The following is a 20,244-nucleotide window of genomic DNA, read 5'->3' as shown; positions in this document are numbered from 1 at the left end:
CGGCGCCCTCCTGGTGTTCATCACGCCGAGGCGGCACCTATTGTCCCAGGCGTGCTGAACTCGCCTGTCTCCGAGCTGTTCGACCCGGCCGCGTGGGAACCCGTCAGCGGGTTCGACTTCACCGACATCACGTACCACCGGTGCGTGGAGGACGGTCCCGGACGCGGCACCGTGCGCGTCGCCTTCGACCGCCCCGAGGTCCGCAACGCCTTCCGCCCGCACACCGTCGACGAGCTGTACCGCGCACTCGACCACGCCCGGATGAGCAGCGACGTCGGCTGCGTGCTGCTGACCGGGAACGGGCCGTCGCCCAAGGACGGCGGCTGGGCGTTCTGCTCCGGCGGGGACCAGCGCATCCGCGGCCGCTCCGGCTACCAGTACGCCGCCGGGGAGACCGCCGAGAGCGTGGACCCCGCGCGGGCCGGTCGGCTGCACATCCTCGAGGTGCAGCGGCTGATCCGGTTCATGCCGAAGCTGGTGATCGCGGTCGTGCCCGGCTGGGCCGCCGGCGGCGGGCACAGCCTGCACGTGGTGTGCGACCTCACCCTCGCCAGCGCCGAGCACGCCCGCTTCAAGCAGACCGACGCCGACGTCGGCAGCTTCGACGGCGGCTTCGGCAGCGCCTACCTCGCCCGGCAGGTCGGGCAGAAGTTCGCCCGCGAGATCTTCGCCCTCGGCCGCGCCTACGACGCCGAGCAGGCGAACCGGATGGGGATGGTCAACGAGGTCGTGCCGCACGCGGAACTGGAGGCGACCGCCCTGCAGTGGGCACGGGAGATCAACGGCAAGTCGCCCACCGCGCAGCGCATGTTGAAGTACGCGTTCAACGCGATCGACGACGGCCTGGTCGGACAGCAGCTGTTCGCCGGCGAGACCACCCGGCTGGCCTACATGACCGACGAGGCCGTCGAGGGCAGGGACTCGTTCCTGGAGCGCCGGGAACCGGACTGGACGCCGTTCCCCTGGTACTACTGACCGGCCACCGGTCGCCGCGGTCCGCCCGCCGATCGGGTCGTCGCAGGGGTTCATCGTCCACACCGCCTTCGCTCGCAGGTCGCTACCTCCACACCATCGACGCGGCCGATCGAACACTTGAGCGATTCAACTCGATCCGGTGAGCGATCGCACTCCGCCGCCCACCGCCGGGCCGCCCCGGCGGGCGGTGGGCGCAAGATGGCCGTCATGCCGACCGCCCGCGAACTCCGGCCGCTGCCCGTCCCGCCCGGGGAGCGGGCGCCGACCGCGCTGCCCGCGCTGCGCCGCGCGCTGGACGGCGACGGCCCCGCGCTGCTCCCGGTCGACCCGGCGGCCGCGGGCTCGGACGGCGCGGCGCTGGCGGCGCTCGGCGCGGGCACCCCGCTGGAACCCGGCGAGGACGACCCCGCCGATCCGACGGCCCTGGTCATCGCCACCTCCGGCTCCACCGGCACCCCGAAGGGCGTACTGCTGACCGCCGCCGCGCTGCGCGCCTCGGCGACGGCCACGCACCGGCACCTGGGCGGGCCGGGCCGCTGGCTGCTGGCGATGCCCGCGCACCACGTCGCGGGCATCCAGGTGCTGGTCCGATCGCTGGTCGCGGGCACCGACCCGGTGGCGGTGGACACCGCGGGCGGCTTCCGCGCGGAGCGGTTCGCCGCGGCCGCCGAACACTGCCTAGCGGACTCCGGCAGGCACTACACCGCGCTGGTGCCCACCCAGCTGCGCCGACTGCTGGACGACGGCGGCGCCGGGCTGGACGCGCTGCGCGAGTTCGACGCCGTGCTGCTCGGCGGTGCCGCGACCCCGCCCGCGCTGCGCGAGCAGGCCCTGGCCGCCGGGGTCCGGGTCGTCACCACCTACGGGATGAGCGAGACCGCGGGCGGCTGCGTGTACGACGGCGCGCCGCTGGACGGCGTGCGGGTGCACGTGGACGCCGCGGCGGACGGCTCCGGCCCGGTCGCGCTGGCCGGGCCCACGCTGGCCCGCGGCTACCGGCGGGGCTCCGGCGCGAGCCCGTTCCGGGACGGCTGGTTCCACACCGGCGACCTCGGCCGGCTGGCGGACGGACGGCTGGAGGTGCTCGGCCGGGCCGACGACGTGATCATCACCGGCGGGGTGAACGTCGCCCCGCTGCTGGTGGAGCGCGTCCTCACCGAGCACCCCGCGGTCCGGGAGGCCTGCGTGCTCGGCATCGACGACCCCGAGTGGGGCCAGGCCGTGGCCGCCGCCGTCGTCCCCGCCGACCCGGCCGCGCCGCCACCGGTCGCGGACCTGCGCGCCGCGGTGCGCGAGCGCGCGGGCGCGGCCGCCGCCCCCAAGCACGTCGCCTTCCTCGCCGAGCTGCCGCTGCGCGGCCCCGGCAAGCCCGACCGGCGGGCGTTGCGCGCGACTCTCGGCCGGTGACGACGCGTGATGCGCGAAGATGATTCACATGGCAACGGTGAAGCAGTGGATTGAGGGCGCGCGCCTGCGCACGTGGCCCAACGCGATCGCACCGGTCCTGGTCGGCACCGGGGCCGCGACCGGGGTGGACCTGTGGAGCGTGCCGATCGCGGTGCTGGCGCTCGCCGTGTCGTTGCTGCTGATCACCGGGGTGAACTTCGCCAACGACTACTCCGACGGCATCCGCGGCACCGACGACGACCGGGTCGGCCCGTTCCGGCTGGTCGGCTCGGGCGCGGCGAACGCGGCGGCGGTGCGGAACGCGGCGTTCGGCTGCTTCGGGCTGGCCGCGCTCGCCGGGATCGGCGTCGTGGTGCTCAGCGGCCAGTGGTGGATGCTGGCCGTCGGCGCGCTGTGCATCGCGGGCGCCTGGTTCTACACCGGCGGCAAGCGGCCCTACGGCTACGCCGGGCTGGGCGAGGTCGCCGTGTTCGTGTTCTTCGGCCTGGTCGCCGTGCTCGGCACCATGTACGTGCAGGCGGGCACGATCAGCGGGTTCGGCATCGGCGGGGCGGTCGGCATCGGCGCGTTCTCCAGCGCGGTGCTGGTGGCGAACAACCTGCGCGACATCCCCACCGACCGGGTCACCGGCAAGCGGACGCTGGCGGTGCTGCTGGGCGATCGGGACACCCGGACGCTGTACGTGGCGCTGGTGCTGATCCCGTTCCTGATCACCGTGCTGATCGGGTTGCGCAACACCTGGGCGCTGCTGGGATTCCTGGCGCTGCCGCTGCTGATCGGCTCGGTGCTCGCGGTGACGCGCGGCGGCACCGGCCGCAAGCTGATCCCCGCGCTCCGGGACACCGGTCTGGCGATGCTGGTCTGGGGTGCCGCGACCGCGCTGGCGCTCGCCTTCGGCTGACCGTTCTCGCTGCTTCTGCCGCGTGGTGGTCGGGTGGCGGAACCTCAGCGGTTTCCTCGCTGCGGGATCGTTTTCACCGGTGGCTCCACCACAGGAGAAAACGCTGTCCTCGCGAGGAAACCGCTGAGAACCCGCCGCGGTGCGAGTTGCTCTGGTGGTCGCTGCTCAGCGGCTCCGCCGCTGACAGGAAACCGACCAGCCGGGCAGGTTCAGAGACAGGCGCCCAGCGGACCCGCTCAGCGGACGCCGGCCAGGACGTACTGAGCGACGCCCTGGGCGGTCTCGCACTCGTCGCTGTCGGCTTCGGCGGCCCGGGCGGTGACCTGCAGCGTCGCCCCGGGCACGCCGGCGAACACGGTGCAGTCGTTGGCGCGCAGCGTCTCGGTGCCGGGCAGTTCGCCGAGCCGCACCTCGTCCTGGCCGAGCCCGGCGTAGCCCTCCGGCTGGGTGCCGATCAAGATCGACCGCACTCCGGTGTCGGCGGCGAACTGGCAGCCGCGCACCGGCGGTTCCAGGCCGATCTCGCGCGGGACCCCGCGGCGGACCGGGTAGGCGAGCTGGCCGAGCTCGTCGACGCCGACCAGCCCGCACAGCCGCTCGGCGGAGGCGTCGGCGAGCCGGACCCGCAGCTCCGGCGGCACCTCGCGGGTGATCGACGGGGTGACGGATTCCGGTTCGGACTCGTCGCTGCCGCTGGTCTGCGGTGCGCTGCTCGGCAGCGGCAGCGAGCCGCCGGAGGTGCACGCGGCGAGCACCACGACGAGCGCCGCGGGCACCAGCGCGATGGCTGTGCTCATCGACCTGCGCATGCCCCTCCTCGGAACCTCGTGGCGTGATCGCAGACTACGTGCGGCCCGCGCGCACCCGCTCAGGCGGTCCAGGCCCCGGTGCGGTGGAACTCGTCGAGCGCGCCCAGCGGGCCCGCGAGGTCGAAACCGTGACCCGCGACCCACGCGTCGTCATAGTAGGTGTGCGCGTAGCGCTCCCCGCCGTCGCAGAGCAGCGTGACGATGCTGCCGGTCCGCCCGTCCCGCACCATCTCGGCGACGAGCCCGCACACGCCCCACAGGTTGGTGCCGGTGGAGCCGCCGACGCGCCGCCCGAGCACTCCTTCGGCCCACCGGATGGTGGCGATGGACGCCGCGTCCGGGACCTTGATCATCCGGTCGATGGCCTCGCCGACGAAGGACGGTTCGACCCGGGGCCGCCCGATGCCCTCGATGAGCGAGCCGCGCTCCCCGGTGCGGTCCCGGTCCTCGTGGCACCAGGCGTCGTAGAACACCGAGTGCTCCGGGTCGACGACCGCGAGCCGGGTGTCGTGCCTGCGGTAGCGGATGTAGCGGCCGAGGGTGGCGCTGGTGCCGCCGGTGCCCGCGCCGGTGACGATCCACTCCGGGATCGGGTGCCGTTCGAGCTCCAGCTGCTGGAAGATCGACTCGGCGATGTTGTTGTTGCCCCGCCAGTCGGTGGCGCGTTCCGCGTGGGTGAACTGGTCCATGAAGTGCCCGCCGAGTTCGGCGGCGAGCCTGCGGGACTCGTCGTAGATCGCGCCCGGCTGGTCCACGTAGTGGCAGGTGCCGCCGTGGCGTTCGATCAGCGCCACCTTCTCCGGGCTGGTCGACCGGGGCATCACGGCGATGAACGGGAGCCCCAGCAGCTGCGCGAAGTGCGCTTCGGAGACGGCGGTGGAGCCGGAGGACGCCTCGATCACCGGCGTGTTCTCCGTCACCCACCCGTTGCAGATGGCGTACAGGAACAGGGATCGGGCCAACCGGTGCTTGAGCGAACCGGTCGGATGGGTTGACTCGTCCTTGAGGTAGAGGTCGATTCCCCATTCCGCCGGGAGCGGGAAGCGCAGCAGGTGCGTGTCGGCGCTGCGGTTCGCGTCTGCCTCGATGATCCGGACGGCTTCGCTGGTCCAGGCCCTGGTGCGCGCGCAAGAGCGGTCCCGGACCGCGTCGTCGCGCCGGGCGTCAGTGCTCGTCATCGGTGTTCTCGCGGTCCCCGCGGAGCTGGGCGCGCAGCTGCTCGCGGCGCTGGGCGCGGTGCACCATGCCGGTGGCGACGCGACGGCGCAGCCCGCTGAAGACCAGCATGGACAGCGGCATCACCACCACGACGGACACCGCGGCGGCCACCAGCAGCGGGACGCCGCAGAGCGCGATCACCGCGGTGACCGCGACCAGCATGGCCAGCCTGACCACGGTGTACAGCGCGATGTCCCGCGCCAGGTTGGTCGGCGGGGACGTCTCCGCGACCGCTTCCGTCTGCTGTTCCTGCACGTCAACCAGGGTAGAACACGAGGGGTGCGGCGATACCGCCCCGTCTCGCCCGAAGCGCCGCTTTCGTCCCTTACCTTCCCTTTACCTGGAGTCGAATGTTCGAGTACCTGACCATCCGAGTGCCAGGATGCGACCGGAATGCCCGAAAACCGTCCGCATTGTGGAGGTCCCCTGTGACCGCGACGACTCCCCAGTCTCGCCAGAACGGTCAGGAACAGCTGCTCACCCCCGGTGAGGTCGCCTCGTTGTTCCGGGTCGACCCGAAGACGGTGACCAGATGGGCGACGGCAGGCCGGATCGGTTCGATTCGCACTCCCGGCGGGCACCGCCGGTTCCGCGAGTCCGAAGTGCGCACGCTGTTGGCCGAACTCACCAACGACGTCCGCTCCGCCTGAGTCGCCCCGACGATCGGCTCGCGCTCGGCCCGCCTCCGCGTGCGCTCGCACGCCCGAGGTGGGCCGGGCCCGGCCCGTCGCCGGCCCCCCGGCGCGCCCTGCGCCGGCCCCCGGTCACCGGGAACTCCGGACACCGTCCGGATGTTCCCTGATCGGCGCACCCCACCTCTCGCCGTTCTCCGGCTAACCTCGGGGCAGAGGAGTGGAGGTGCCCTGATGATCTACGCCCTGGCAGCGATCGGTGCGCTCACCGTGACCGTGCTGATGTGGCGCGCGTTCGGCCCGGTGCGGGATGCCGCGGGCGACGGCCCGGCCACCGCGCCGCGCAGAGCGCCGCTGGCCCCGGACGACGACCCGGATTTCCTGCGCCGCCTCGCCGAGCAGCAGCGCGACAAGAAGAACGACGAACAGGGCTGAGCTCCGCCTCCCCTGACCGGCGAACGCCGAACGGCCCGCCCACCGGAGAACCGGTGCGGCGGGCCGTTCGCACGGTGCGCCTGCGCCCGGCCGAGGCCGGGATGGGCGGTCAGGCCTGGCGCTGCCTGCCGAACGCCTGCGGGAAGTCGTCGGCGACGATCGCGGCCAGTTCCAGCAGGGCCAGCCGGGTCGGTGCGGCGAGCTGGTCCAGCTCGACCTCGGCGCCCTCTTCGAGGTGCGGGTCGAACGGGATCCGGGACACCGCGCGGCAGCGCGAACCGAAGTGCGCGCTGAGCTTGTCCACGTCGACCTTGCCGGAACCCGGCCGCACCGAGTTGATCACGGCGACGGAGCGGCCCACCAGCTGCCCGTAGCCGTGCGCGTCCAGCCAGTCCAACGTGGCCGAAGCGCTGCGCGCCCCGTCGATCGAGCTGGAGGAGACGATCACCAGCGAGTCGGCGACGTCCAGCACGCCCTTCATCGCCGAGTGCATCAGTCCGGTGCCGCAATCGGTGAGCACGATGTTGTAGAAGTGCTCCAGCAGCGTCACGGTCCGCTGGTAGTCGTCCTCGCTGAACGCCTCGGAGACGGCGGGATCCTGCTCGCTGGCCAGGATCTCCAACCGGCTGGGCCCCTGCGAGGTGTAGGAGCGCACGTCGCTGTACTTGCGGATGCGCTGCGCGTCGCGCAGCAGGTGCCGCACGGTGGCGGTGGTCTCCAGCGGGATCTTCTGGCTGAGCGTGCCGCGGTCCGGGTTGGCGTCGACGGCGATCACCCGGTCCCCGCGCAGCGAGGAGAACGTGGAGCCGAGGGTGGCGGTGGTCGTGGTCTTGCCGACGCCGCCCTTGAGGCTCAGCATCGCGATCTTGTAGCAGCCCTGCAGCGGCTGGTTGATCCGCCCGATCAGCTCGCGGCGGCGCAGGTCCGCGGCGCTCTCCCCGAGGTTGATGGAGCGGCCGCTGGCCACGTACAGCGCCTTGCGCCAGCCGGATTGCGGGGCGCGCTTGGTCTGCCGCAGCAGCTGCGAGGAAGCGAGGTCCTTGCCGAACGGGACGCCGGGCTGCTGCTTCGCGCCGGGCTGCTGCTGGCCCTGCTGGGGCTGCCCGCCCTGCGGGGGCTGCTGCGGGTAGCCCTGCTGCGGCGGGAACGGCCCGGCGACGGGCGCGTACGGGTTCTGCTGCTGGCCCACCTGGTACGGCCCCGACTGCCCGCCGGAGACCTGGTACGGGCCGGAATGACCGCCCGGGACCTGGTAGGGACCGGAGTGCCCGCCCGGCACCTGGTACGGGCCGGAGTGGCCGCCGGGCACCTGGTACGGGCCGGACTGGCTCGCCTGCTGCTGCGGCCCCGACGGGGTGGCCTCGGTGTACGGCGTCCCGCCGAAGGACTGTCCACTGGGGACGTTCGGCGGCTGCTGCTGGGGCTGCTGCGCGCCCTGCACCGGGGTGTTCGGCCTGGTCCCGGGTTCCGCGTACGGCTGCGGGCCGTCACCGTAGTCCGGGGTCGCGTGATCCGCCTTGCCGCTGGCCTGCTGCGCCGAGTCCGCACCGGGCGAGGCCGAGCCCGCATCGCGTTGCGTTTCGGGCTCTTCGTACCGTCCGGTCACCGTTCCCGTACCTCCCACACATCGGTTCGACCTTTACCGGGATGAGCGAGGGCCACCCGGTTCCGCAGTGGAACGGGTGGCCCGGGGTCGCACTCCGGATCGGATCATGAACTCACAGTCCAGCGTACGAGTGCAGTCCGGAGACGACGATGTTGATGAAGAAGAGATTGAAGATCATGACCGCCAGACCGGCGATGTTGATCCACGCCGCCTTGACCCCACGCCACCCCGCAGTCGCACGCGCATGCAGGTACGCAGCGTAGACGACCCACGCGATGAACGAACAGGTCTCCTTCGGGTCCCAGCCCCAGAACCGGCCCCACGCGGCCTCGGCCCAGATCGCACCGGCGACGATCGCGAACGTCCACACCGGGAAGATGATCACCGTGGCGCGGTAGGCCATCCGGTCCAGCGTCTCGGTGGACGGCAGCCGGGAACCGAAGCGGGCCAGCTTCAGCGGGTTGTTCTCGTGCCGCGACCGCAGCATGAACAGCACGCTGGCGACGCCGGCGAACAGCAGCGCACCGCTGGAGATGATCGCGGCGGTCACGTGGATCACGATCCAGTAGGACTGCAAGGCGGGCTGCAGCGGCGCGGCCTTCGCGTAGAGCACGGTGCCGGACAGGAACAGCAGCACCACCACGGGCAGCAGCAGGAATCCGCCGAGCCCGCGCAGCTGCGCGGGCGAGGCCTCGCGGCGTTCGGCGCGCAGCTGCCGGAACAGCACGATCGTCCACGCGATCACCGCGGCCAGGCAGATCGCCGAGCCGAACTCGTACATGTTGCCCCACGGCGCGCGTCCCGTGGCGACACCGCGGAACACCAGCGAGGCCGCGTGCACCAGGATGCCGAGCACCGTCATCGACACGGCCATGCCGCCGAACCGCTCGGGGAGCGGGCGCTTGCCGGGGGTGTCGATGCGGCCGATGCGCTCGGCGGTGGCGGTCCCGCCGCTCTCGCCGCCCGCGGTGACCAGCTGCGCTTCCCGCGCGCGGGCCTGCTGCTTCCGGCCGCCGTAGGCGAATTCCGCGAAGTACAGCAGCATGGCGGCGATGTAGATGACCACCGAGGTCGCGAACGCCATGTCGCTGTAGTTGGACAACGTCTGGTTGACCGGCATCAGCTCTTCCTTCCGCCTGCGGAGGCAGCACTCGGCGGCTCCGCGTCGGCGCCGTCCGTCCCGAGCAGGTCCTTGGCCAGCCGGGTGAACTCCTCGCCGTAACCCGCTTGGTCGGTCCGGGCCAGCCCGCCGACCTCGACAACCGTACGCGCGGGATCGTCCGCGCCGGTCCCGGGGGCGGGCGCCACCCGCACCCAGATCCGGCGGCGCTTGATGCTCAGCGAGGCGCTGATCCCGAAGATCACCGCGATGGCGAAGCCGAGCACGTACGGCTGGAACGGGTCGTGCGAGATCTGGAGGTTCGCCCAGCGCTGCACGCCGTCGAAGTGGACGGTGGTGCCGTCGTCGAGCCGGATCTGCTCGCCGACGCGCAGGTTCTGCCGCGCGACCTTCTTCAACCGCCCGGATTCCACCATCTTCTGGTCCACGCCGAAGATCGACTGGCCGCGGCCGGAGTCGAGGCCGAGGTCGCCGCGCAGCACGTCCACCGCGACCGCCGGGTCGAGCAGGTCGGGGAACTGCGAGCTGAGCACCTTGCCGTCGTAGGCCGCGGTCGGCGCGAACAGGCCGGTCACCGCGAGCTGCGTCTGCCGCCGCTGCACCTCGTCGGTGACTCCCGGCTGGTCGAACTTGGTGGCGCCCTGGGACAACATCGTCGTGACGTCCATCGGCTGCCACTGGGTGAGCTGGGTGCGCCGCTGCCCGTCCGGGAAGGTCACGGTGAAGCGGGGCGCGTACCCGTTGCCGGTCAGGTAGATCCGGTCGCCCGCGATCCGCAGCGGGTGGTTCACCTGCAGCGCGTACGGCTGCCAGCGGTCCGCGTCGAGGTCCGCACCGGCCTGGTACTGCATCCCGACCCGGTAGCTCGCGACCTGCCCGGTGTGCTGGTAGGTCGCGTCGAAGTCGTCGACCCGCAGGCAGAACGGGCTCAGCTGGGTCCCGTCCACGCTGAGGCCCGCGCGGAACGAGTCGTAGTTGTAGGTGCCGGAGTTGCAGAACTCGGAGCCGTCCGCGGGCACGATCACCTGGCCCTCGTAGCCGAGGATCTTGCCGCCCGCGACCGTCACCAGCAGGCCCACCAGCGCGAAGTGGAACACCAGGTTCCCGGCCTCCCGCAGGTAGCCGCGTTCGGCGCTGATCGAGCGGGTGCCGTCCTCCTCGGTGCGCTCCTCCTTGCGCCAGCCGCGCAGCCTGCGGCGGGCGGCCGCCAGCGCCTCCTCCGGCGAACCATCCACAGTGGACGAAGCGTGGTGCGGCATCCGGGCCAGGTTCCGCGGGGTGCGCACCGGCCTGCCGCGCAGCTGCTTGTAGTACTCGTAGCAGCGCGGCAGCAGGCAGCCGATCAGCGAGATGAACAGCAGCACGTAGATCGAGGCGAACCAGACCGAGCTGAACACCTCGAACGCGCCCGCCTTGTCCAGCAGCGGCGCCAGGTCCGGGTACTCGGTGAAGTACTTGTCCACCTCGGCCGGGTTCAGCGAGCGCTGCGGGATCAACGCCCCCGGCAGCGCCGCCATCGCCAGCAGGAACAGCAGCACCAGTGCGGTGCGCATCGACGTCAGGCCGCGCCAGGTGTTGCGCAGGAACGCCAGCAGGGTGCGGATCCGGGACATCAGATCGGCGTCTCGAATCCGGCGACGGGTTCGCGCAGCACTGAGATCAGTTCTCCCCACAGCCCGGTGACGAGCAGCACGCCCACCACGACCAGCAGCGCACCACCCGCGATCTGGATGGTGCGGCCCCGGCGCCGCAACCAGTCGGTGCTGCGCACCGCCCACCGCGCGCCCAGCGCCAGCAGCACGAACGGCAGTCCGAGCCCCAGGCAGTAGGCGACGACGAGCAGCACCCCGCGCACCGCGGTGCCCGCGCCCACGTCGGTCCCGACGGCCAGCGACATCACCCCGGTCAACGTCGGGCCCAGGCACGGCGTCCAGCCGAGCCCGAACACGGCGCCGAGCAGCGGCGCACCCCACAACCCGGCGCGGGGCACGCGGTGCAACCGGACATCCCGCTGCAGCGCGGGGATCATGCCGAGGAACACCAGCCCCATCGCGACCGTCACCACGCCGCCGATGCGCTGCAGCAGCAGCTCGTTCTCGACCAGCGCGTCCGACAACCCGAGCAGCAGCAGCGTTCCGGCGCCGAAGACGACGGTGAACCCGGCGACGAACAGCAGCGCCGCACCGGCCACCCGCCAGCGGCCGCGGCGCGCCTGCCGCGCCTCCGCGGAATCCACCGGCGGCGCCTCCGCACCGACCACGCCCGCCAGGTAGGCGAGGTAGCCCGGCACCAGCGGCACCACGCACGGCGACGCGAAGCTGACCGCCCCGGCGAGCACCGCGATCGCGGCCGCGAGCAGCAGCGGTCCGGAGGCGGCGAGCTCGGTCGGGTTCACGGTTCCGAGGGTAGGGATGGCGCTAGCGTGGCTACGCACCACCCCGCATGACGCCGACCACATCGGCGCACTTCCGGCGCCCGCCGCGTCACCGCCGACGGTCGCGTGGGCGCCCGGCCGCGGCCGTTCGGGAGCCGACGGCGGACCCGTCCGCGGGCGGGGCGCCGCTCCCCGGCGCGGAGCGCGACACCGGTACCCGCGGACGGGCGATCAGCGCAAGGAGCGCAGGAAGACCTGCCACCGGCGCGGGGAGAACGACAGCACCCCGTGCCGCGGCGCCTTCGAATCGCGCACCGCCACCACCCCGGGCGCCGTCCCCACCTCCACGCAGTTGCTCTCCTCGCCGCTGTGACTGGACTTACGCCAATGCACCGTCGCGCTCACATTCCCGTTCCATCGCGCTTGCCACGTCCGCGATCAGCGCCGCGGACTCCGCTTCGTCGAGCGCCAGGACCGGCAGCCGGGCGGCGGCGTCGAGGAACGGGGCGGTGTCGGCGGGTGCTTCCAGGAACGCCCCGCGCCGCCGCTGCTCCAGGTGCACCACCGGCCGCTGCCGGGCGAACTCGAGGATCAGCTGGCTGCCGTTGAGCTCCGCGTACGCCCCGGCCGCGAACGGGATCACCCGGACCGAGACGTTCGGCCGACGCCCGATGCGCACCAGGTGGCGCAGCTGGTCGGACATCACCCGGTGCCCGCCGACGGGCCGGTGCACCACCGATTCGTCCAGGAACGCGTGCAGCCGCGCCGGTTCCTCCCTGGTGAGCACGCCCTGCCTGCCGAGGCGCAGCGCGACCCGGGACTCCAGGTCGGCGTCCCGCACGCCGCCCGCGCTGAGCACCGCCCGCGTGTAGTCCGGCGTCTGCAGCAGCCCCGGCACCAGCGCCAGCGCCACATCGGTGATCTTGGTGGCGAGCCGCTCGAAGTCGATCAGGGCGGTGAGCGCGCTGGGCATGCCTGCGTACCCGGCCTCCCACCAGCGGGCCTCGGTGGCCGCGTTCACGAGCTCGAACAGCCGCGCTCGTTCGGCGCCGGCCACGTTCAGGGTGTCCAGCAGCGCGGCGAGTTCGCCTTCGCTGGGCACCCGTTCTCCCGATTCGATTCGGCCCAAGGTCGCTCGCGACCATCCGCATCGGTGCGCGAGATGTTCCAATCGCAATCCGGCCGCTTTGCGGAGTTCGCGGATCTCAGCGCCCAGGCCCCGCGCTCGAACACTGGTCATAGCAGGAACCTATTTCCTCCGCCGAAGCCGTGCCATCGCTCGATTCGGTGAAGCGCATTGCCATTCGAGTGTCGAGGCGGGTCTCATTCTCGCAGCCGAACACCGGAGGAATGGAGTCCACGCGATGCCCGCGCAGCACGGCCTCACCTACGTGTGGCGGCCCGTCCCGGCGGGGCGGCACGCCTTCGCCGTCAGCGCGCTCGACGCCGATCCGCACTGCCCCGTGACCTCGTACTGCGGGGTGGAAGCGGTCGCGACCGAACTGCACGACCGCACCGAGCACGAGTGGGTGCGGCAGGGCACCTGCATGGACTGCTGGCGGGTGCTGACCCGGCGCAGACGCTGAGGAAGGCCGCCGGACGGCGGTGGGCGGACTAGTACCCGCGGACGCCGGTGGAACCCTTCCGGCCCAGCGGCTGCGCCGAACGGGCGCACTTCGCGCCGCCCTTCCGGACCAGCGCGCGGAACCGGCCGCCGCGAATCCGCGAACCGGCCGGAAAGCACGCCGGAATGCGGGCTCGCGGAAACCGTCACGCGGCCGGTTCGGCCGCCACCTTCTGCACTTCCGGCAGCAGTTCGCTCTTCAACATTTCCGTGAGGAAAACCGCCGCCACCCGGTGCTGCCGATCCAGAATGATCGTGGACGGCACGGCGCTGCGCGGATAGTTCTTCAACGACAACAGCGAACGCCCGGACGGATCGAAAATCGACGGATACGTCAAACTCCGGTCGCGGTGGAAATCCGCGGCGGCGGAACGGCTGTCCCGCACGTCGATCCCCAGCACCTGCACGCCCTGCGGCCCCAATTCGTCCTGCACCGCCTGCAGGTCGTCGGCCTCGGCGCGGCACGGGCCGCACCAGGAACCCCACAGGTTCACCACCACGACCTTCCCCTCGTAGTCGGGGAGGCCGATCCGCTTCCCCTCCTCCAGGAGGCTGTCGCCGCTGAGCTTCGTCAGCCGCTGCCGCTCCGCCTCCGGGTAGAAGATGCGGGTCTGCCCGCCCGGCGACACGAAGGTGAACTCGGTGCCCTGCTCCACGGCGTCCTTGCCCGCGGTGGCGCAGCCGCCGAGCAGGCCGAGCACCGCCACCGACAGCGCCGCGCGGGCCAGCAGCCGCCTCATGCTCCGGTCACCCGCGGATCGGTCTCGCCGGCGGGTTCCACGTAGGCCACCCGCACCAGCTGCTCGTCGCGGAACACCAGGCTGGTCAGCGACGCCAGCGAGCACTGCCTGCTGCGCGGGTCGTGCCACATGCGCTTGCCCTCCACGAACCGGCGCAGCGTCCAGATCGGCAGCTGGTGGGACACGCACACCGCCTCGTGGCCCTCGGCCGCGGCGCGGGCGCGCTGAGCGGCGCCCAGCATGCGGTGCGCGATCTGCACGTACGGCTCGCCCCAGGACGGTTCGAACGGGTTGCGCAGCTTCGGCCAGTGCTGCGGGGAGCGCAGCGCGCCGTCGCCGACGGACACCCGCAGGCCCTCGAACCGGTTCGCCGACTCGATCAGCCGGTCGTCGGTGTCCACGTCCAGCCCGAACCCGGCGCCGATGGGGGCGGCGGTCTCCTGCGCGCGCTGCAGCGGAGAGGCCACCACGTGCTGCACGTCCCGGCCGACGAGGAAGTCGGCGACCAGCTTCGCCTGCTCCTGACCGCGGTCGGAGAGCCGGAAGCCGGGGAGCCTGCCGTAGAGGATCCGCTCCGGGTTGTGCACCTCGCCGTGCCGCAGGAAGTGCACGATCGTCTTGGTCATGCCGCGGGCTCCTCGGCTGCCGCGGCGGCGGCCGCGGCGTGCGGGGCGGCGTCCGAGATCCGCTCGAAAGCGGCCTCGTCCATCGCCGAGTTCACGAACCACGATTCGAAGGCGCTCGGCGGCGGGTACACGCCGCGGTCCAGGAAGGCGTTGAAGAACGCCGGGAACCGCCACGCCTGCTGCGCCCGGGCCTGCTCGAAGTTCGCCACCGGCGATTCGGTGAAGAACACGCTGACCAGGTTGCCCGCGAACGACACCCGGTGCGGCACGCCCGCCTCGGTGAGCGCGGACCCGAGCAGGTCGCCGAGGCGCGCCGCGTTCCGGTCCAGCGCGGCGTAGGTCGCGTCGTCGGCGGCCCGGAGGTTCGCCAGCCCGGCGGCGACCGCCACCGGGTTCCCCGCCAGGGTTCCCGCCTGGTAGACGGGACCGGACGGGGCGAGCAGCTCCATCACGTCGGCGCGACCGCCGAACGCGGCGGCGGGCAGGCCGCCGGACATGACCTTGCCGAAGGTGTAGAGGTCGCCCGCGACCCCGTCGAGGCCGAACCAGCCCGCGGCGGACACGCGGAAGCCGGTCATCACCTCGTCCATGATCAGCAGCGCGCCCGCGTTGCGGGTGATCTCGCGCAGCGCGGCGTTGAACCCGGGCTGCGGCGCGACCGCGCCCATGTTGCCCGCGGCGGCCTCGGTGATGACGCAGGCGATCTGGTCGCCGAACTCGGCGAACGCCTCGCGCACCGCGTCGACGTCGTTGTACGGCAGCACCACGGTGTCCGCGGCCTGCGCGCCGGTCACCCCGGGGCTGGTGGGCAGGCCGAGCGTCGCCACGCCCGAACCGGCGTCGGCGAGCAGCGAATCGACGTGCCCGTGGTAGCAACCGGCGAACTTCACGATCTTGCTGCGGCCGGTGAAGCCGCGCGCCAGCCGGACCGCGCTCATCGTCGCCTCGGTGCCGGAGTTCACCAGCCGCACCCGCTCCACCGGCTCGACGCGGCGGATGATCTCGGCGGCCAGGTCGATCTCGCCTGCGCCCGGGGTGCCGAACGACAAGCCGTCCACCGCGGCCGCCCGCACCGCCTCGACGACGTCGGGGTGCGCGTGCCCGTTGATCATCGGGCCCCAGGAGGACACGAGGTCGACGTACTCGTTGCCGTCGGCGTCCCACAGGTAGGCGCCGTCGCCGCGGACCATGAACCGGGGCGTGCCGCCGACGGACCGGAAGGCCCGCACCGGCGAGTTGACGCCGCCCGGAGTCACGGTGAGCGCTCGGTCGAACAGCTCCGCCGACCTGGTCGTGGGGTGCGGACTGGTGCCGCCAGGAGTTTCGGCTGTCACTCCCCCAGTCTGACAGGCCGTGCCCCGTGACCGGGGCCACCCTCGCGGCCCCGGCCGTCCCGCACCTGCCGCGCGGCGGAGCGGGTGGCGGCGCCGGTCGCCCGGGTGATCCCTGCTCAGCGGCTCCGCCGCGGGCCGGACGAGGGCGCGGCGCCCGGGTCCGGGGACAGGTGGGTCCGGGGGCAGGCGGTCAGTCCCGGCGGGCTCGGGAGCGGCGGACCGCCCAGGCGAGCATCAGCTGGCGGACGGCGTCCACGAGCAGGACCGCGGCGAGCGTCGGGGCGACGATGCCGAGCGCCGCCCGGTCACCGAAGATCCTGGTCGAGCGCATCGGCAGCCCGGTCGCCCCGGGCACCTCCACGACCAGCTGCGACCGGTCCCACAGCCACCAGGCGACCACGACCAGGGCGCCGGCGAGCACGAGTTCGACGGCCGCCACCACGGCCCGCCACGGCTGGGCCAGCCCGCCGCGGGGCTCGGGCGCGTCCGCGGCGTTCTCGCTGAGCATCGGCTCGTCGGCCGACCACGGTTCGGGGAGCGTCACGGCGAAAGCGTCTCACGCAGCGGGCCGGGCACGGCACCGGCTCCGGGCCGGTCAGCTCTCCGGCAGCAGCGGGCGGAGCTCGTCGAGCAGCGTGCCCGGGTCCTTCGCCCAGGCCAGCACGACCGCGTCGTCGGATAACCGCAGCGGGATCTCCCCGGTGCCCTTCGGCGGGGTGAAACCGCCGCCGAGCACCCGGGTGCCGAGCGGCGCGCCCACGTCGGTGATCGACGCGATCCGCTGCACCGGCAGGTCTTCGCGGCCGACCGTGAGCACCTCCGGCGTCAACCGGACGGCCAGCGCGCGGCGCCGGGCGTACACCCACAGCACGGTGGCGGCGGCCAGCGCACCGGCCAGCAGCAGCCACACCGGCAGGTTCACCCCGCCGGGGGTGAGCAGCTCGACGAGCAGCCCGGCCAGCGCGAACCCCGGCCCCCACAGCACCGGCCACCAGGTCGACCCGGGCTCGGCGTAGAGCACCGGGCCGCTGTCGGCATCATCCATGCTCGCCGGTCACCCACTCCGTACTGGTCGTCGTCCAACTGCACCAGGCCGCGGCGCCGCCGAGCGCCAGCACGATCAGGTCCGCGGCCGCGAACGAGCGGCTGCCGAGCACCGTCACGCACTGCACCACCAGCAGCACGCAGACCCCGATCCTGGCCCACGGCCTGCGGCCGCGGATCAGCACCCCCGCCAGCGCGTACCCGGCGGCGAACACGACGGCGATGCCGGTGTTGAGCAGCAGCAGGTGCAGCGCGGCGGCATCCGCCCGGTCCGCCGCGGCCGCGCCCGAGTCGACGAGCCGCCGCGCCAGCTCGGCCCGGTCCACCCAGGAGAACGCGGTCTGCACCAGCAGGAACGCGGCCAGCGCCGACCACAACCCGACCGCCGCGCGCACCGAGCCCGGGGGTGCGCTCACCGCGCGGCCCCGGCGGCCTGGAAGTACCGGTTCGACGCGGGCAGGTGCACCAGCACCAGGAAGGCGAGCATCGCCGCCAGCCCGACGGCGCTCTGCGCGAAGCCCGCCGCCACGATGCCCGCCGGGACCGGCACCGGACCGATGCCGGTCAGCGCGGACGAGCCGGTCACCAGCCCGCCCACCGAGTAGAACGCCCAGATCCCGGCGAACACCGTGAGCACGATCCGGGCCCAGCCGCGCCCGGCCCGCAGCTGGAAGCCGAAGGCGATCCACAGCGCGGTCAGCACGAGCATGGCCGGCAGCACCAGCAGGGAGGTGACGAGAGCGATCCCGGCCACCGGCCCGGCCGCCACCTCGGCGAGGAAGTGCCGCGTCAGCAGCGAGTTCACCGCGTACAGCACGGTGACCAGCACCGGCACGAGCACGGCGAGCCAGAACGCGGCCCGCACGGCCCCCGGCCGGTCGGGCGGTGCGGCGGGTTCCGGCGGCGGCCCGAGCGGGTGCGGGACGGCCGGCTGGTGCGCGCCCAGCGGCGGCCGGTCCTGGGAATCGTGCGATGACGTCACCCCGGAACAGTATGAATCGGACGAGATCGCTGTCCACCGGGTCCGCCGAGAACACCGGGTGATGATCAGCCGCCGCTGAAGTGGTCCCTGGTCGATCCGAGGTGCATGCACACCAGCGTCGCCACCAGCGCCACCGCCTGCGCGACTTCCAGGCCGGTCAGCAGCGGCCCGTGCGATCGGGTGCCGACCAGCGACAGCAGCGTCGACACGGCCCACACGAACGCGACGGAGGTGAGCGCCACCCTCGCCCAGCCCCGGCCGCGCCGGAGGAACAGCACGAGCAGCCCCCACACCGCGGCCAGCAGCGCGTAGAGCACGACCATCCCGGTGGCGACGCCGTAGTAGACGCCGGAGATGTCGCCGTCGTTCGGCAGGTACGAGTCGGCCTCGCCCATCGCCTGCACGATCGAGTCGTCGGTGGTGGCCAGCCGCACGCCCAGGATCACGAACGCGATCACCACGTCGGCGAGGCCGAGCAGGCAGGCGGCGGAGACCGCGCGCGGCCTCCCGACCGGCGCGGTGCCCACCCACACCTGCCCCGCGGTGCCGCCGAACGCGACGGGCCGCAGCGGCGGCGCGGTGCACGGTTCGGGCTGCGGCGCGGCACCGGGCGCGGCGGGCCGGGTGCCGGTGATCCGGCCGCCCGAGACCTCGGAGTCGGGCAGCAGGCCACCGGTCGGCGGGTGCTGCTGCGCCGCGAGCTGGTCGCCCTGGTCCTGCCGGTCCGGGTCTTGCGAGGCTGTCACGTCATCGAGCGTAGATCACGCGGAGCGCCCGGCGCCGCGAATGCACCCGGACCGGACGATCCGGGCGCCCGCTCAGCGCAGGAACGGCCCCGGAGGTGGCGGAGCCCACTGCTGCGGCGCCCGCGGCCGCCTGGTCGCCTGGAAGTACCGGTTCGTCTCCGGCAGGTACATCAGCACCAGCGCGACCAGCTCCACCGCGGTCACCAGCACGCCGAACACCACGTCGGTGGTCTCCACCCGCACCTGGGTGATCCGCAGCAGCTCGGCCCGCCCGATGCTGGACATCAGCAGCAGCGTGCCCAGCGTGCCGAAGGCGCCGAACCCGGCGAACACGGTGAGCACCACGCGCGCCCAGTTCTTGCCCTGCGTCATCCGCAGCGACAGGGACACGTACAGCGCCAGCACCGCGAGCAGGTACAGCAGGTTGAACATGATCAGCGCGTTGATCTGCTCGTCGATCTGGGTCTGCGAGAGGTCCGGCAGCGCGGCGCGCAGCTCGGTCGCGAGCGCGCGCCGGTCGCTGAGCCGCACGTACGCCCGGACCAGGCCGAGCACCGCGGCGGCGATCCACAGCCAGCGGGCGATGTTGAGCGGGTTGGGCAGCGGCGGGCGCTCGGCGGCGGCTCCGTCGCCGGGACCGCCGATGCGGTCGGGATGCTGCGGGTGCGTCACCGGATCCCCAAGCTCTCCCGGTACCACTGGGCCGCTTCGGTGGCCCAGTAGGTGAGCACCACGTCGGCACCGGCGCGGCGGATCGAGGTCAGCGTCTCCTGCACGGTCCGCTTGCGGTCCAGCCAGCCGCGGGCGACCGCGGCCTCGATCATCGCGTACTCGCCGGAGACCTGGTAGGCGGCGACCGGCACGTCGGCCAGCCCGGCCACGTCGCGCAGCACGTCCAGGTAGGACATGGCGGGCTTGACCATCACCATGTCGGCGCCCTCGGCGAGGTCCAGGTCCGCTTCGCGGAGCCCTTCGCGGCCGTTCGCCGGGTCCTGCTGGTAGGTGTTGCGGTCCCCGGTGAGCTGCGAGTCCACGGCCTCCCGGAACGGTCCGAAGAACGCGGAGGAGTACTTCGCCGAGTAGGCGAGGATCGAGGTGTCCTCGAAGCCGGTGACGTCGAGCGATTCCCGGATGACGCCGACCTGCCCGTCCATCATGCCGCTGGGGGCGATCACGTGGGCGCCCGCTTCGGCCTGCGCCACGGCCATCTCGCCGTACACCTGCAGGGTGCGGTCGTTGTCGACCTCGCCGTCCTCGTCGAGCACCCCGCAGTGGCCGTGGTCGGTGAACTCGTCCAAGCAGGTGTCGGCCATGATCACGGTCGAGTCGCCGACCTCGGCGGCCAGGTCGCGCAGCCCGGTGTTGAGGATGCCGTCCGGGTCGACGGCGCCGGAGCCGGTGGCGTCGTGCTCGGTCGGCACGCCGAACAGCATCAGCCCGCCGACTCCCGCGGCGACGGCTTCGGTCGCGGCGCGGCGCAGCGAGTCGCGGCTGTGGTGCACGACGCCCGGCATGGAGCTGATCTCGACCGGTTCGGCCAGGCCTTCCCGCACGAACATCGGCAGCACCAGGTGGCGCGGCTCCACGCTCGTCTCGGCGACCAGCCGCCGGACGGCGGGGGTGCGGCGCAGCCTGCGCGGGCGGTGCGACGGGTACATCGGCGAGCTCCCT

The 20,244-nt window shown here is 72.9% G+C and carries 25 protein-coding genes; 6 read left to right on the top strand and 19 right to left on the bottom strand.

What is annotated here, in order from left to right; genetic code table 11:
• Positions 1–51: 51 nt before the first annotated feature.
• The 3 genes from ABZ805_RS00565 to ABZ805_RS00555 all read left to right on the top strand — a co-directional run bounded on the left by ABZ805_RS00565 (position 52) and on the right by ABZ805_RS00555 (position 3,283).
• Positions 52–975: a 1,4-dihydroxy-2-naphthoyl-CoA synthase gene (locus ABZ805_RS00565; RefSeq protein ID WP_358432438.1), complete on the top strand. Its 924-nt coding sequence runs from the start codon at positions 52–54 to the stop codon at positions 973–975.
• Between the two features lie 207 nt (positions 976–1,182).
• A complete protein-coding gene (gene menE / locus ABZ805_RS00560; protein WP_358432436.1) occupies positions 1,183–2,382 on the top strand; it encodes an o-succinylbenzoate--CoA ligase in 1,200 nt (399 codons plus the stop codon).
• Between the two features lie 28 nt (positions 2,383–2,410).
• On the top strand, positions 2,411–3,283 hold the full coding sequence (locus ABZ805_RS00555; RefSeq protein WP_358432434.1) for a 1,4-dihydroxy-2-naphthoate polyprenyltransferase: 873 nt from the start codon (positions 2,411–2,413) through the stop codon (positions 3,281–3,283).
• Between the two features lie 236 nt (positions 3,284–3,519).
• On the opposite strand, the gene ABZ805_RS00550 is transcribed toward ABZ805_RS00555, so the two are convergent.
• The 3 genes from ABZ805_RS00550 to ABZ805_RS00540 form a co-directional block, all read right to left on the bottom strand.
• Positions 3,520–4,080: a DUF3558 domain-containing protein gene (locus tag ABZ805_RS00550; RefSeq protein ID WP_358432433.1), complete on the bottom strand. Its 561-nt coding sequence runs from the start codon at positions 4,078–4,080 to the stop codon at positions 3,520–3,522.
• A gap of 71 nt (positions 4,081–4,151) precedes the next feature.
• Entirely contained in the window at positions 4,152–5,270 is a 1,119-nt protein-coding gene (locus ABZ805_RS00545; protein WP_358432432.1) for a PLP-dependent cysteine synthase family protein, read from the bottom strand.
• Positions 5,257–5,565 carry a DUF4229 domain-containing protein gene (locus ABZ805_RS00540; protein WP_358432431.1) on the bottom strand — a complete coding sequence of 103 codons (309 nt, stop codon included), beginning with the start codon at positions 5,563–5,565 and terminating at the stop codon, positions 5,257–5,259. The genes ABZ805_RS00545 and ABZ805_RS00540 overlap by 14 nt, the downstream gene beginning before the upstream one ends.
• Positions 5,566–5,738: 173 nt before the next feature.
• Between ABZ805_RS00540 and ABZ805_RS00535 the strand changes: the two genes are divergently transcribed.
• Both ABZ805_RS00535 and ABZ805_RS00530 read left to right on the top strand, forming a co-directional pair.
• A complete protein-coding gene (locus ABZ805_RS00535) occupies positions 5,739–5,960 on the top strand; it encodes a BldC family transcriptional regulator (RefSeq protein ID WP_184476042.1) in 222 nt (73 codons plus the stop codon).
• Positions 5,961–6,176: 216 nt separating this feature from the next.
• On the top strand, positions 6,177–6,377 hold the full coding sequence (locus ABZ805_RS00530) for a hypothetical protein (protein WP_358432430.1): 201 nt from the start codon (positions 6,177–6,179) through the stop codon (positions 6,375–6,377).
• Between the two features lie 109 nt (positions 6,378–6,486).
• On the opposite strand, the gene ABZ805_RS00525 is transcribed toward ABZ805_RS00530, so the two are convergent.
• The 6 genes from ABZ805_RS00525 to ABZ805_RS00500 all read right to left on the bottom strand — a co-directional run bounded on the left by ABZ805_RS00525 (position 6,487) and on the right by ABZ805_RS00500 (position 12,717).
• Positions 6,487–7,983 carry a MinD/ParA family protein gene (locus ABZ805_RS00525; RefSeq protein ID WP_358432428.1) on the bottom strand — a complete coding sequence of 499 codons (1,497 nt, stop codon included), beginning with the start codon at positions 7,981–7,983 and terminating at the stop codon, positions 6,487–6,489.
• Positions 7,984–8,095: 112 nt separating this feature from the next.
• Positions 8,096–9,103 carry a c-type cytochrome biogenesis protein CcsB gene (gene ccsB / locus ABZ805_RS00520; protein ID WP_358432426.1) on the bottom strand — a complete coding sequence of 336 codons (1,008 nt, stop codon included), beginning with the start codon at positions 9,101–9,103 and terminating at the stop codon, positions 8,096–8,098.
• Positions 9,103–10,716 carry a cytochrome c biogenesis protein ResB gene (locus ABZ805_RS00515; RefSeq protein WP_358432424.1) on the bottom strand — a complete coding sequence of 538 codons (1,614 nt, stop codon included), beginning with the start codon at positions 10,714–10,716 and terminating at the stop codon, positions 9,103–9,105. The genes ccsB and ABZ805_RS00515 overlap by 1 nt, the downstream gene beginning before the upstream one ends.
• On the bottom strand, positions 10,716–11,498 hold the full coding sequence (locus ABZ805_RS00510) for a cytochrome c biogenesis CcdA family protein (protein WP_358432422.1): 783 nt from the start codon (positions 11,496–11,498) through the stop codon (positions 10,716–10,718). The genes ABZ805_RS00515 and ABZ805_RS00510 overlap by 1 nt, the downstream gene beginning before the upstream one ends.
• A 210-nt stretch (positions 11,499–11,708) precedes the next feature.
• On the bottom strand, positions 11,709–11,882 hold the full coding sequence (locus tag ABZ805_RS00505; RefSeq protein ID WP_358432420.1) for a DUF397 domain-containing protein: 174 nt from the start codon (positions 11,880–11,882) through the stop codon (positions 11,709–11,711).
• On the bottom strand, positions 11,857–12,717 hold the full coding sequence (locus ABZ805_RS00500) for a helix-turn-helix transcriptional regulator (RefSeq protein ID WP_358432418.1): 861 nt from the start codon (positions 12,715–12,717) through the stop codon (positions 11,857–11,859). The genes ABZ805_RS00505 and ABZ805_RS00500 overlap by 26 nt, the downstream gene beginning before the upstream one ends.
• A 124-nt stretch (positions 12,718–12,841) precedes the next feature.
• On the opposite strand from ABZ805_RS00500, the gene ABZ805_RS00495 reads away from it, so the two are divergent.
• The gene (locus ABZ805_RS00495) at positions 12,842–13,063 is read left to right on the top strand and encodes a hypothetical protein (RefSeq protein WP_358432416.1); all 222 of its coding nucleotides are present in this window, start codon (positions 12,842–12,844) and stop codon (positions 13,061–13,063) included.
• Positions 13,064–13,247: 184 nt separating this feature from the next.
• Here ABZ805_RS00495 and ABZ805_RS00490 read toward each other — a convergent pair whose 3' ends face one another.
• The 10 genes from ABZ805_RS00490 to hemB form a co-directional block, all read right to left on the bottom strand.
• Positions 13,248–13,841 carry a TlpA disulfide reductase family protein gene (locus ABZ805_RS00490; protein ID WP_358432414.1) on the bottom strand — a complete coding sequence of 198 codons (594 nt, stop codon included), beginning with the start codon at positions 13,839–13,841 and terminating at the stop codon, positions 13,248–13,250.
• Positions 13,838–14,467, bottom strand: a complete 630-nt coding sequence (locus ABZ805_RS00485) for a histidine phosphatase family protein (RefSeq protein ID WP_358432412.1) — start codon at positions 14,465–14,467, stop codon at positions 13,838–13,840. Before ABZ805_RS00485 ends, ABZ805_RS00490 begins: the two co-directional genes overlap by 4 nt.
• Positions 14,464–15,801 (bottom strand): glutamate-1-semialdehyde 2,1-aminomutase, encoded by a 1,338-nt coding sequence (gene hemL, locus ABZ805_RS00480; RefSeq protein WP_358432410.1) that lies wholly within the window; start codon positions 15,799–15,801, stop codon positions 14,464–14,466. Before hemL ends, ABZ805_RS00485 begins: the two co-directional genes overlap by 4 nt.
• Before the next feature lie 190 nt (positions 15,802–15,991).
• Positions 15,992–16,345 carry a hypothetical protein gene (locus tag ABZ805_RS00475; protein WP_358432408.1) on the bottom strand — a complete coding sequence of 118 codons (354 nt, stop codon included), beginning with the start codon at positions 16,343–16,345 and terminating at the stop codon, positions 15,992–15,994.
• 51 nt (positions 16,346–16,396) lie between these two features.
• Positions 16,397–16,846: a DUF3093 family protein gene (locus ABZ805_RS00470; RefSeq protein ID WP_358432406.1), complete on the bottom strand. Its 450-nt coding sequence runs from the start codon at positions 16,844–16,846 to the stop codon at positions 16,397–16,399.
• The gene (locus ABZ805_RS00465; RefSeq protein WP_358432404.1) at positions 16,839–17,261 is read right to left on the bottom strand and encodes a hypothetical protein; all 423 of its coding nucleotides are present in this window, start codon (positions 17,259–17,261) and stop codon (positions 16,839–16,841) included. The genes ABZ805_RS00470 and ABZ805_RS00465 overlap by 8 nt, the downstream gene beginning before the upstream one ends.
• Positions 17,258–17,827, bottom strand: a complete 570-nt coding sequence (locus ABZ805_RS00460; RefSeq protein ID WP_358432402.1) for a hypothetical protein — start codon at positions 17,825–17,827, stop codon at positions 17,258–17,260. Before ABZ805_RS00460 ends, ABZ805_RS00465 begins: the two co-directional genes overlap by 4 nt.
• A 65-nt stretch (positions 17,828–17,892) precedes the next feature.
• Entirely contained in the window at positions 17,893–18,573 is a 681-nt protein-coding gene (locus ABZ805_RS00455) for a hypothetical protein (RefSeq protein WP_358432400.1), read from the bottom strand.
• A gap of 72 nt (positions 18,574–18,645) precedes the next feature.
• Positions 18,646–19,245, bottom strand: a complete 600-nt coding sequence (locus ABZ805_RS00450) for a hypothetical protein (RefSeq protein WP_358432398.1) — start codon at positions 19,243–19,245, stop codon at positions 18,646–18,648.
• Positions 19,242–20,231, bottom strand: coding sequence for a porphobilinogen synthase (gene hemB, locus ABZ805_RS00445; protein WP_358432396.1), 990 nt, complete (start codon positions 20,229–20,231; stop codon positions 19,242–19,244). The genes ABZ805_RS00450 and hemB overlap by 4 nt, the downstream gene beginning before the upstream one ends.
• Positions 20,232–20,244 lie beyond the last annotated feature (13 nt).

Origin of the sequence: Saccharopolyspora sp. NPDC047091, assembly GCF_040643635.1 — a bacterium.
Taxonomy (GTDB): Bacteria; Actinomycetota; Actinomycetes; order Mycobacteriales; family Pseudonocardiaceae; genus Saccharopolyspora_C.
The sequence above is the reverse complement of the archived record's forward strand: the minus strand, read 5'-3'. Positions and strand labels throughout refer to the sequence as shown.

Bases quoted from the DNA above. Each gene is read 5' to 3' on its own strand.
- ABZ805_RS00500 (WP_358432418.1), bottom strand. From the start codon at position 12,717: ATGACCAGTGTTCGAGCGCGGGGCCTGGGCGCTGAGATCCGCGAACTC.
- ABZ805_RS00555 (WP_358432434.1), top strand. From the start codon at position 2,411: ATGGCAACGGTGAAGCAGTGGATTGAGGGCGCGCGCCTGCGCACGTGG.
- hemB (WP_358432396.1), bottom strand. From the start codon at position 20,231: ATGTACCCGTCGCACCGCCCGCGCAGGCTGCGCCGCACCCCCGCCGTC.
- ABZ805_RS00515 (WP_358432424.1), bottom strand. From the start codon at position 10,716: ATGTCCCGGATCCGCACCCTGCTGGCGTTCCTGCGCAACACCTGGCGC.
- ABZ805_RS00495 (WP_358432416.1), top strand. From the start codon at position 12,842: ATGCCCGCGCAGCACGGCCTCACCTACGTGTGGCGGCCCGTCCCGGCG.
- ABZ805_RS00545 (WP_358432432.1), bottom strand. From the start codon at position 5,270: ATGACGAGCACTGACGCCCGGCGCGACGACGCGGTCCGGGACCGCTCT.
- ABZ805_RS00470 (WP_358432406.1), bottom strand. From the start codon at position 16,846: ATGGATGATGCCGACAGCGGCCCGGTGCTCTACGCCGAGCCCGGGTCG.
- ccsB (WP_358432426.1), bottom strand. From the start codon at position 9,103: ATGCCGGTCAACCAGACGTTGTCCAACTACAGCGACATGGCGTTCGCG.
- ABZ805_RS00485 (WP_358432412.1), bottom strand. From the start codon at position 14,467: ATGACCAAGACGATCGTGCACTTCCTGCGGCACGGCGAGGTGCACAAC.
- ABZ805_RS00530 (WP_358432430.1), top strand. From the start codon at position 6,177: ATGATCTACGCCCTGGCAGCGATCGGTGCGCTCACCGTGACCGTGCTG.
- ABZ805_RS00490 (WP_358432414.1), bottom strand. From the start codon at position 13,841: ATGAGGCGGCTGCTGGCCCGCGCGGCGCTGTCGGTGGCGGTGCTCGGC.
- ABZ805_RS00550 (WP_358432433.1), bottom strand. From the start codon at position 4,080: ATGAGCACAGCCATCGCGCTGGTGCCCGCGGCGCTCGTCGTGGTGCTC.
- menE (WP_358432436.1), top strand. From the start codon at position 1,183: ATGCCGACCGCCCGCGAACTCCGGCCGCTGCCCGTCCCGCCCGGGGAG.